At 72.9% G+C, this 9,781-nt stretch carries 8 protein-coding genes and 2 pseudogenes; 9 read left to right on the top strand and 1 reads right to left on the bottom strand.

Annotation, left to right across the window (positions count from 1 at the left end):
- Positions 1 to 520 (bottom strand): annotated as a pseudogene (locus E1292_RS47355) (ROK family protein); the annotation flags it as partial.
- Here E1292_RS47355 and E1292_RS47350 point away from each other — a divergent pair.
- The 9 genes and pseudogenes from E1292_RS47350 to E1292_RS47310 form a co-directional block, all read left to right on the top strand.
- Positions 432 to 1,793, top strand: a complete 1,362-nt coding sequence (locus E1292_RS47350; protein WP_281284157.1) for an MFS transporter — start codon at positions 432 to 434, stop codon at positions 1,791 to 1,793. The pseudogene E1292_RS47355 and the gene E1292_RS47350 sit on opposite strands and share 89 nt — an antisense overlap.
- Before the next feature lie 236 nt (positions 1,794 to 2,029).
- Positions 2,030 to 3,094 carry a LacI family DNA-binding transcriptional regulator gene (locus tag E1292_RS47345; protein ID WP_132606355.1) on the top strand — a complete coding sequence of 355 codons (1,065 nt, stop codon included), beginning with the start codon at positions 2,030 to 2,032 and terminating at the stop codon, positions 3,092 to 3,094.
- Positions 3,091 to 4,005: a carbohydrate ABC transporter permease gene (locus E1292_RS47340; protein ID WP_132606354.1), complete on the top strand. Its 915-nt coding sequence runs from the start codon at positions 3,091 to 3,093 to the stop codon at positions 4,003 to 4,005. The genes E1292_RS47345 and E1292_RS47340 overlap by 4 nt, the downstream gene beginning before the upstream one ends.
- Positions 4,002 to 4,820, top strand: coding sequence for a carbohydrate ABC transporter permease (locus E1292_RS47335; protein WP_132606353.1), 819 nt, complete (start codon positions 4,002 to 4,004; stop codon positions 4,818 to 4,820). The genes E1292_RS47340 and E1292_RS47335 overlap by 4 nt, the downstream gene beginning before the upstream one ends.
- 9 nt (positions 4,821 to 4,829) lie before the next feature.
- Complete coding sequence (locus E1292_RS47330) at positions 4,830 to 6,131, top strand: ABC transporter substrate-binding protein (protein WP_132606352.1); 1,302 nt, start codon at positions 4,830 to 4,832, stop codon at positions 6,129 to 6,131.
- A complete protein-coding gene (locus tag E1292_RS47325; protein WP_132606351.1) occupies positions 6,128 to 7,159 on the top strand; it encodes an ADP-ribosylglycohydrolase family protein in 1,032 nt (343 codons plus the stop codon). The genes E1292_RS47330 and E1292_RS47325 overlap by 4 nt, the downstream gene beginning before the upstream one ends.
- Before the next feature lie 6 nt (positions 7,160 to 7,165).
- Complete coding sequence (locus E1292_RS47320; protein ID WP_132606350.1) at positions 7,166 to 8,257, top strand: ADP-ribosylglycohydrolase family protein; 1,092 nt, start codon at positions 7,166 to 7,168, stop codon at positions 8,255 to 8,257.
- Complete coding sequence (locus E1292_RS47315) at positions 8,254 to 9,393, top strand: ADP-ribosylglycohydrolase family protein (RefSeq protein ID WP_132606349.1); 1,140 nt, start codon at positions 8,254 to 8,256, stop codon at positions 9,391 to 9,393. Before E1292_RS47320 ends, E1292_RS47315 begins: the two co-directional genes overlap by 4 nt.
- Positions 9,390 to 9,781, top strand: a pseudogene (locus tag E1292_RS47310) (hypothetical protein); the annotation flags it as partial. The gene E1292_RS47315 and the pseudogene E1292_RS47310, both read left to right, overlap by 4 nt.

Genomic DNA, 9,781 nt, shown 5'->3' with positions numbered 1-9,781 from the left:
GGCCGAGCAGGGCGGGGACGTTCACCGAGCGCCATCCGAGGTGGGCGATGTCCACCAGGCCGCCGAACCGCACCGGCCCCGCCAGGGCGACGCCGACGCCGACGACCCGGTGGCCGAGCCGGGACGTGTGGGCGGCGACGGCCTCGCCCAGCGGCACGAGCGCGCCCTCCGCGGTGCCGTCGTGCGGGCGCACGTCCAGGACGGTGACCCGGCCGCCCAGCTCGCACGCCGCCAGCTCCCACGCGTCCTCGCGCACGTCCGCCGCGAGCGCCAGCGGCCCGCGCGGATGGGGGCCGGGCACCTGGGTGGGCCGTCCCCGCCCGTGCTCGGGGGCCGGCTCCTCGTGCAGCAGCTCGTCCTCGGCCAGCCCGGAGACGAGCACCGACGCCGTCCCGCGCGCCAGCCGCAGGTCGCGGGTCAGCCGCGATCGGGTGCTGGTGGCCCCGCAGTCGTGTACGGCGCGCAGCAGCCGGACACGGTTGTGCGCGCGGAGTTCGCCGCTCGTCGTGGCTCCATTCACGAACACAGATTATGCTCTAGCCGTGAACAAAAGCCTCATTGAAGCCAGACGTGCTCGTGCCGGAGTTTTCGGGTTTTTCATCCTCTGCGGTTTTGTGATGGGCCTGTGGGCTGCCGGGCTGCCGTCCCTGAACGACCGGCTCGACCTCGGTTTCGCCCGGTTGGGCGGCATCCTGCTGCTGATCTCCGGCGGCGCGCTGGCGTCGATGCTGGTGGCCGGATCCCTGGTGGACAGGTGGTCCAGCAGGCGGGTGTGCTGGTTCGCCGGGCCGTTCTCGGCGCTGGTCCTGCTCGGACCGGCGCTGGCGCCCTCGTACGAGGCCCTCGTGGTGCTGGCGATCGTGTTCGGGATCGGGCTCGGGGTGACCGAGGTCTCCATGAACGCCCACTCCGTCGAGGTCGAACGCCGCTATGGCCGGCCGATCATCTCGGCCTTCCACGGCACGTGGAGCCTGGGCGGCGCCGCCGGTGGCGGGCTCACCGCGCTCGTTCTGCAGGCCGGGCTGGACGCCCAGTGGCTGCTGATCGTGGCGGCCCTGGTCGTGCCGTTCCTGTACGTGCCCGCGGCGCGGCTGCTGCTGCCCGACCAGCCCGGGCACGCCTCGCCGGAGCCGGGGGCCCGGAAGGGCGCCGGGCTGAAGTGGGGGCTCATCGCGATGCTCGGGCTGGCGGCGTTCGCCGGGCACCTGAGCGAGGGCGCGGCCATCGACTGGGCCGCGTTGCACGCCCGTACGGTGCTGGAGACCGACCCCGCCATGGCGCCGCTGGCGTACACGGTCTTCTCCGTGGCCATGACGACCGTCCGGCTGCTGGGCGACCCGATCAGGGCCAGGCTCGGCTCCGTGCGCACCATCCAGTTCGCCGGTCTCTTCGCCACCGTCGGCTACGTGCTGATCCTCCTCTCGCCCGCGGTCGGCGAGCCGCTCCAGGTCGTCTGCGCGTGGACCGGCTGGGCCCTGGCCGGGGTGGGGCTGGCCACGGTGGTGCCGGTGCTGTTCAGCGCGGTCGGAGCGGTCGGCGACCGGGTGGGGCGGGCGCTGGCCATGGTGACCGCGTTCGGCTACAGCGGACTGCTGCTGGGGCCGGCCGTGCTCGGCTACGTGGCCGAGGCGTCCTCGCTGCCGGTCGCGCTCGTCATCCCGACGGTCCTGGCCGCCGTGGTGGCGCTCACCGGCGCGCCCGCGATCCGTTCGCTGCTCACGATCTCCGGCGCGGAGGATCGCCAGGAAGGGATCGTCGCGCGCGGGCCCGAACCGGAACCCGCCCGAGACTGACCTCGCCCCGCGCCCGGGCCCGTCCCCGGGTGGCGGTCGCTCCGGTGCCTCCCGGGCATGGGCGGTTTGCCCGTGAGTTGCCCGTGAGTTGCCCGTGAATTGCGGAACGGTCGCTGACCTGGTGTTATGCGATCGTGACTTGACCTGCAGGTTACGTGCGGGTTTTCATGTGGCCCACGCGGTAAACGTTTACAGCAATGGGGTCGTAAACGTTTACACCACCGGGAAGGACAGCCGTGGCCGACGGACCCACGATCACCACGATCGCCGAGCGCGCCGGCGTCTCGATCGCCTCGGTCTCGCGGGTCCTCAACGGCCTGCCGACCCGGCAGGAGACCGTGCGCAAGGTGATGGCCGCCGCCGACGAGCTCGGCTACGTGCGCAACGCCGTGGCGCGCTCGCTCAAGTCGCGCCGCACCCACCAGGTGGCCTTCGCCATGGCCGACGTGGGCAACCCCGCCTACCTGGCCATGCTCCGCGAGATCCAGCCGGTGCTGAAGGCGGCGGGCTACCGGCTCGTGCTGCACTCCACCGACGCTGTCGTGGCCGACGAGATCGACGTGCTGCACAGCCTCGGCGAACGGTACGTGGACGGGCTGATCATGAGCCCGCTGCGGGTCACCGAGCAGCACCTCGAGATGCTGGCCGCGGCCAGGGCGCCCGTCGTGATCATCGGATCGGTGCCCGAGGGCACGCGGGCCGACAACGTGCGCGCCGACTCCCGCACCGGCGTGCGGCTGGCGATCGACCACCTCTACGCGCTCGGCCGCCGCAGGATCGGCATGATCAACGGCCCGCTCGACACCGTGCCGGGCGCGGCCCGCGGCGCCGCGTACCGCGAGGCGCTCGCCGACCTCGGCCTGCCCTACGACGAGGACCTCGTGCGGATCGGCGACTTCTACCGCGCGGAAGGGGGCCGCGCGGTGGCGGAGCTGCTCGACAGGGTTCCCGACGTGGACGCGCTGATGTGCGCCAACGACCTGATCGCCCTCGGCGCGCTCGACGTGTTGCGCGCGGCGGGCAAGCGGGTGCCCGCCGACGTGGCGGTGGTCGGCATGGACGACACCGACCTGGCGGCGGCCTCGTGGCCGGCGCTGACCAGCGTCTCGCTCGGGTCGGCCGAACGCGGCAAGGCCGCCGCCGAGCTGCTGCTCGACCGGCTGCAGGGCGGCGACCGCGAGCCGCGGGTGGTCACCGTGCCACCCCGGCTCGTGGTCCGCGCCAGCACGGCGGGAACGGCGGGCGCGGGCACCGTGCACGACGACGCGGGACGTACCGAGAGGAAGGAGGGCGGCGCGTGACGGCGACCGTGACGAGACCGGCGCCGCCGCGGAGGCCGCGCGCCAAGCGCCGCCACGTCTCGCGCCAGACGCGCGAGATGTGGCTGCTGATGCTGCCCGCGCTGGTGCCGGTGCTGCTGTTCAGCGTCGGCCCGCTGCTGTACGGCATCGGCCTGGCGTTCACCGACGCCCGCAACACGCGGGTGCACGAGACGAGCTTCGTCGGCCTGGAGAACTTCACCGACCTGCTGGCCGACGGCGACTTCTGGGCGTCGTTCAGGATCGGCGCCATCTGGGCGGTCTCCGTGACCGCGCTGCAGTTCCTGGCCGCGCTCGGCCTGGCCGTGCTGCTCAACCAGAACCTGCGCTTCAGGGGCGTGGCCCGGGTGCTCGCGGTGGTGCCGTGGGCGATGCCGCCCGTGGTCATCGGCCTGATGTGGAAGCTCGTCTACCATCCGGACGCGGGCATACTGAACGACCTGCTCGGCACGGACGTCAACTGGTTGGCCGACTTCTCGCTCGCGCTGCCCGCGATCATCGTGGTCGGCGTGTGGACCGGCATGCCGCAGACCACGGTCGTGCTGCTGGCGGGCCTGCAGAACGTCCCCAAGGAGCTCTACGAAGCCGGCGAGATGGACGGCGCGGGCCGCTGGCGGCGCTTCTGGAACATCACGCTGCCGCAGCTGCGGCCCGTGATCGTGGCGATCACGTCGCTCGACTTCGTGTGGAACATCAACCAGTTCGGCCTGGTCTACGTGCTCACGCAGGGCGGGCCCGGCGGGCAGACGCGGCTGCCGATGTTGTTCGCCTACGAGGAGGCGTTCCGCTACCGGTTCGCGGGCTACGCCTCGATGCTCGGCCTCGCCATGGCGATCGTCGTGCTCGCGGTGCTCGGGTTGTACCTGTGGCGGCAGATGAGGGAGAACCGATGAGACGCCTTCCGCAGTACGCCGCGCTGGTCGCGTACATCGTCTTCCTCGCGTTCCCGCTGCTCTGGCTGCTGTCGACGGCGCTGAAGACGCCGCAGGAGATGGCGCTGACCGAGCCGACGTGGATCCCGCGCGAGCCGACGCTGGCCAACTTCACCGACGCGTTCGGCGAGCAGGACCTGGTGGGCGCGGCGCTGCGCAGCCTGATCGTGGCGCTGTTCAGCAGCGTGATCACGGTGCTGATCTCGTTGCCCGCCTCCTACGCCATGGCCCGCTACCGCAGCCTCCTCAACCGGGTCGCGCTCGGGTGGGTGCTGGTCAGCCAGGTGTTCCCGTTCATCCTGATCATCATCCCGCTCTTCATGATCCTGCGCGAGATGGACCTGGTGAACACGCTTCCGGGGCTGGTGGCCGTGCACGTGACGTTCACGCTGCCGTTCGCGCTGTGGATGTTGCAGGGGTACGTGCGCGCGGTGCCGCCCGAGCTGGAGGAGGCGGCTGCCGTGGACGGCGCGTCCCGGCTGCGCTCCATCGTGTCCGTGGTGGCGCCGCTGCTCGCGCCGGGCGTGGTGGCCACGCTGCTGTTCGCGTTCATCTCGTCGTGGAACGAGTTCATGTTCGCGCTCGTGATCCTGCAGAACCCCGATGTCATGACGCTCCCGCTGACGCTGGTGAGGTTCACCGGCCCCGAGGGGGTGGCCAGGCTCGGCCCGCTGGCCGCGGCGTCGCTCATGGCGACGATCCCGAGCCTGATCTTCTTCGCAATCATCCAGCGGCGCCTGAAGTCCGGCCTGATGGCCGGCGCCGTCAAGGGCTAGGAGGCTCATATGCGTATCAAGTCCGCTCTGGCGGTGGCGGCGGTCGCCGCGCTCACCGCGGCGTGCGGCGGGGGAGGAGGCGGCGAGACCTCCTCACCCAACGAGCCGGTGAAGATCGATTTCCTCAGCCTGGCGTGGCAGAAGGAGTCCGTGGCCGCCAACAAGCAGCTCGTGGAGGAGTGGAACAAGGCCAACCCGAACATCCAGGTCACCTACGTCCAGGGCAGCTGGGACAACGTCAACGACCAGCTCGTCACCCAGTTCGCCGGCGGCACGGCCCCCGACGTCATCCACAACGACTCGCCCGCGCTGGCCGGCTTCGCCACCGACGGCTACCTGCTCGACCTCAGCGACAAGCTGCCCGCCGAGCTCAAGAACGACATCCCCCAGGCCGCCTGGGACACCGTCACCTTCGACGGCGGCAAGGGCGAGCAGGGCGTCTACGGCGTGCCGTTCCTGCAGGAGTCGCAGGTCATCATCGCCAACAAGAAGCTGCTCGAGGCGGCCGAGGTGCGCGTACCGACGGCGGACGCGCCGTGGACGTGGGACGAGTTCTCCGCGGCCGCCAAGAAGATGACCAAGGGTGACACGTACGGCGTGGCCTGGCCGATGAAGTCGCCGGTCAACAAGACCCTCAACCTGGCGCTCAACTTCGGCGGCACGTTCTTCCAGACCGCCGGCGGCAAGACCACGGTCAAGGTCGGGCCCGAGGAGCGCGAGGTGCTGCAGCGCATCCACGACCAGCTCTACAAGGACAAGTCGGCCGACCCCGCCGCGCTCGGCCAGGGCACCGCCGACCCGCTGCCGGCCTTCTACAAGGGCAAGTTCGCGCTGCTGCCCGCCGGGGTCTACCTGCGCCAGCAGGTCGCCGAGCAGGCGCCGGACGGCTTCGAGTGGGTCACCCTGCCGGGCCCGAAGGGCACCACCACCCAGCAGGGCGCGGTCTCGCAGACGTTGTCGATAGCGCAGGAGAGCGAGCACCCCGACGAGGCCATGAAGTTCATCTCGTTCTTCCTGAACGGCCCCAACCAGGCCAAGCTCGCCAAGGGCGACTGGCTGCTGCCGACCTCCCAGAAGGCCGCCGCCGACCCGGCGATGACCAGCGAGGAGAACGGCTGGGACGTGGCCACCGCCTCCGCCAAGGATCTCGTCGTGGCGCCGTTCCTCAAGGTGAACGGGTTCGACGAGTGGAAGAGCAAGGTCGCCACGCCGGTCCTGCAGGAATACTTCGCCAACAAGATCACCATCGACGAGGTGGCCAAGAGGCTCGTCGAGGACGGCAACAAGGTGCTGGAGCGGTACCAGCGGTGACTCTTCGCGACAGGGCCCGGGGGTGCCTGCTCGGCCTGGCGGCCGGCGACGCCCTCGGCGCCCCCGCCGAGAACCTGACGCCGGCGGAGATCCGGCGCCGGTGGGGACGGCTCACCGAGATCGAGGGCGGGGGCACCGACGACACCGAGTACGCGATCTTCGCCGCGTCGCTCCTCGTCCGCCACGGTCACGCGCTGACCGGCGAGGACGTCGCCGCCGCGTACCGGGAGGAGATCCTGCCCCGGATCGCCGGGCCGATGCGCGGGGCCGGGTTCTCCGAGCTGGGCACCGTCGAAGCGTTGCGCCGCGGCCTGGAGCCGCCGCTGACCGGGCTCGTGCACGCGCACGGCTGGTCGGACGGGCTGGCCATGCGGGCCGCGCCGTACGGGATCTTCTGCCCGGGCGATCCGGCGGAGGCGGCCCGGCTGGTGGAGCAGGACGGGCTGGTCAGCGCGGCCGGCGAGGGCATCCTGGGCGGCCGTGCGGTCGCCGGCGCGGTGGCGGCCGCGATGACCGGCGCCGCCCCTGACGAGGTCGTGGCGGCGGCGCTGGCGGTCATCCCGCCCGACTCCTGGACCGCCAGGAACATCGTCCGGGTACGCGACGTGCTCGGCCACTCCTCGGCCATGCACGCCGACGCCTACGCCGCTGGCGATGCCGGTCCCGACCCCAACCCCAACGTCGCCCCCAACGTCGGCGCGGGCGTCGTCGAGGCGTTGCACGAGGCCGTGGTCGTGCGGCATTACCCCTGGACCGACGTGGCGCCGGAAGCCGTGGCGCTGGCGTTCGCGGCCCTCCTCGCGGGAGGCGGTGACGTGGAGGCGTCGGTGACGTTCGGGGTGAGCCTGGGCAGGGACGCCGACACGATCGGCGCCATCGCCGGAGCCGTGGCGGGAGCGGGTCGCGGGGAGGACGGCGTTCCCCGGCGGTGGGCCGGAAGAATCGGGCCGGTGACGGGCAAATGCCTGCCCGTCGTGGCCGGGAGACATGTGCTGGACGTCGCCGACGAACTGGCGGAAAGGCTGTAGATCACGATGTCGGGGGACAGGATCAGGGGAGCCTTCGCCGGGCTCGCCGTGGGCGACGCGGCCGGCTGGCCCGCCGCCAGGCACCGGGCGGCGCTGCACGCGCCCTGGAGCCGGCGCCTGCACAGGGAGCTGGACGCCTTCGCGGAAGAACATGGCGTGACCACCCTGCCGGTGCCGTTCGCGCTGAACCAGCCGGTGGCGCCGCTGCGCGTCGGCCCGTCCGACGACGCCGAGTGGCTGGCGTGGACGGCGCTCACCATCGACCGGCCGAGGGCCGAGGCCTTCAGGGACCTCATCGCCCCGGCCCCGGGAACTCCCGAAATGCGCGCGGTCGGTGGCCCGGTATCGGGTTCGTCCGGGGCGCGGGCGGTCGGTGGCCCGGCAGCGGGCCCGTCCGGGGAGCGCGCCGGCGGCAGGCCGGTCAGGGCGCGGATCTCGGTGGCGACCGCGCTCGACAACCTCGCCAAGGGGGTGGAGCCGCCCGCGTCCGGGCACGACAACCCGCACTTCTTCGACGACGCCGCCGCCGTCAGGGCCGTCGCGTTCGGGGTCCTGGGGAGGGATCCCACGCGTGACGCCGAGGTGACGAACGCCTGCGACGGTGTCCTGGGCGCCAGGGCCATGGCGGCCGCCATGGCCGAGGCCGTGGCGTCGGGCTCGGCGGCCGACGCCGTGGAGGCCGCGCTCGCCGTACTGCCCGACGGCACCGCCATCGGCCACAACGCCCGGCTGGCGGTCAAGGCCGCGCGGGCGGCGGGTGACCCGTTCGCGGCCGTCCCCGCGCTGGACGTGGCGCTGCTCGACCACGTCTACAGCTACGGTGTCGGCGCGGCGCAGACGGTGCCCGTCGCGCTGGCGCTGGCCGAGGTGTCGGGCGGGGAGCTGGGCCGGGCCGTGCCCGCGGCGGCGTGCCTGGCCGCGCTCGCCGACTCGGCGCCCGCGCTGACCGGAGCGCTCACGGGGGCCTGCGGCGGGCTAGGGGCGATCCCGGAGGGGTGGATCGCGCCGGTTCGTACGCTGGCCGGTTGCTGCCTGCCTGACCTGGCGGGCCTGGATCTGATCGAACTAGCGAATGATGTCTCGGAGGGAATCGCATGACGCCGCTTGAGGACAGGGCCACCGGCTGCGTGGCGGGGGCGGCGGTCGGTGACGCGCTGGGCGGCGCCACCGAGGGCTGGACTCCCGAACAGATCGTCGACCGGTACGCGGGCCGCGTCGAGGGCATCGTGCCGCCGTTCAACGAGGACTGGCGCAACGCCCGGCCGATCGCGCCCTACCACAAGGGCGACGGCCACATCACCGACGACACGTTGATGACGCACGCCCTGATCCGGGTCTACGAGAAGGCCGGCGGGCACCTCGGGGCGTACGCGATGGCCGAGCACATGGTCCCGGAACTGATGGGCGAGCGGCGGTGGATCCCCGAGTTGGAGGCCGAGGCGCTGCCGCTGCAGCGGATCTTCCTGGCCGAGAAGTGGATCGTGGCCAGGCTGCACTACGGGCACGTGGACCCGCGCGAGGCCGGTGTCGGAAATATCGTGAACTGCGGCGCCGCCATGTACGTGGCCCCGGTCGGCATCGTCAACGCCGCCGACCCCGACGGCGCCTACGCCGAGGCCATCGACCTGGCCGGAGCCCACCAGTCCAGCTACGGCCGCGAGGCCGCCGGGGTGATGGCCGCCGCCGTCGCCGAGGCCATGCGGCCGGGCGCCACGGCCGACTCCGTGGTCGCCACCTGCCTGCGCCTGGCCAAGGACGGCACCAGGGCCGCCATCGAGGCCGTCTGCGAGGCCGCCGCCGGGCTCGGGCACTGGGAGGGCTCGTTCGAGGCGCTGCGCGCCGCCATGCGGCCGTACGACACCGTCGCCGACACCTACCGCGACCAGGGGCTGGGGGCGCGGCGGCCGAGCCGGACGCACAGCATCGAGGAACTGCCGCTCGCGCTCGGGTTCCTGGTGATCGCCAAGGGCGGCTACCGCGACACCGTGCTCGGCGGGGTCAACTACGGGCGCGACGCCGACTCGATCGCCTCCATGGGCGGGGCCATCGCGGGGGCGCTCGGAGGGCTGTCGTCCGTGCCGGCGGAGTGGGTGGAGCAGGTCGGCTCCGCGAGCCGTACGGACCTGGTGGCTCCGGGGCTCGCCATCGCCGGGGTCGCCCGCCGGGTGCACGCCGCCGACCTCGCGCGGCGGCGCGCCCACGAGGCCGCCTTCGCCGACCTGGACCGCCGGTGATCCGGCTCACCTGGGTCCAGCCGGAGGACCTGCTCGGCCACGAACTCCGCCAGGCAACCGAGGACGGCCGCGCCGGCCCAGGAGAGAGCGGCCGCGGCACCGGTATGAGCGGCAGCGGCGGCGGCTCGGGAGAGAGCGGCCTCGGCGGTCGACGCGGCGGGGCGGGCGGTGATCGGGTCCGGGAGATCGCGGCCCGGTGGCGCGCGGCCGGAGGGCATGACGCCCCGCCACGCGCGGGCGCCTCCGACCCCGGCGCCGCACGGCTGCGCGGGCTGGCCGAGGAACTGCTGGACGAGCTGGCGGCCATCCCGTCGCCGCTCGACGAGCCGTCCGACCTGGCCGCGATCATCGCCGCGTGCCCCGGCTGGCCCGGCCCCCGTGCCGGCAC

It is taken from the genome of Nonomuraea deserti (genome assembly GCF_004348685.1).
Taxonomy (GTDB): domain Bacteria; phylum Actinomycetota; class Actinomycetes; order Streptosporangiales; family Streptosporangiaceae; genus Nonomuraea; species Nonomuraea deserti.
This window is presented reverse-complemented; position numbering and strand designations above follow the sequence as displayed.

Bases quoted from the DNA above. Each gene is read 5' to 3' on its own strand.
- E1292_RS47335 (WP_132606353.1), top strand. From the start codon at position 4,002: ATGAGACGCCTTCCGCAGTACGCCGCGCTGGTCGCGTACATCGTCTTC.
- E1292_RS47330 (WP_132606352.1), top strand. From the start codon at position 4,830: ATGCGTATCAAGTCCGCTCTGGCGGTGGCGGCGGTCGCCGCGCTCACC.
- E1292_RS47320 (WP_132606350.1), top strand. From the start codon at position 7,166: ATGTCGGGGGACAGGATCAGGGGAGCCTTCGCCGGGCTCGCCGTGGGC.
- E1292_RS47315 (WP_132606349.1), top strand. From the start codon at position 8,254: ATGACGCCGCTTGAGGACAGGGCCACCGGCTGCGTGGCGGGGGCGGCG.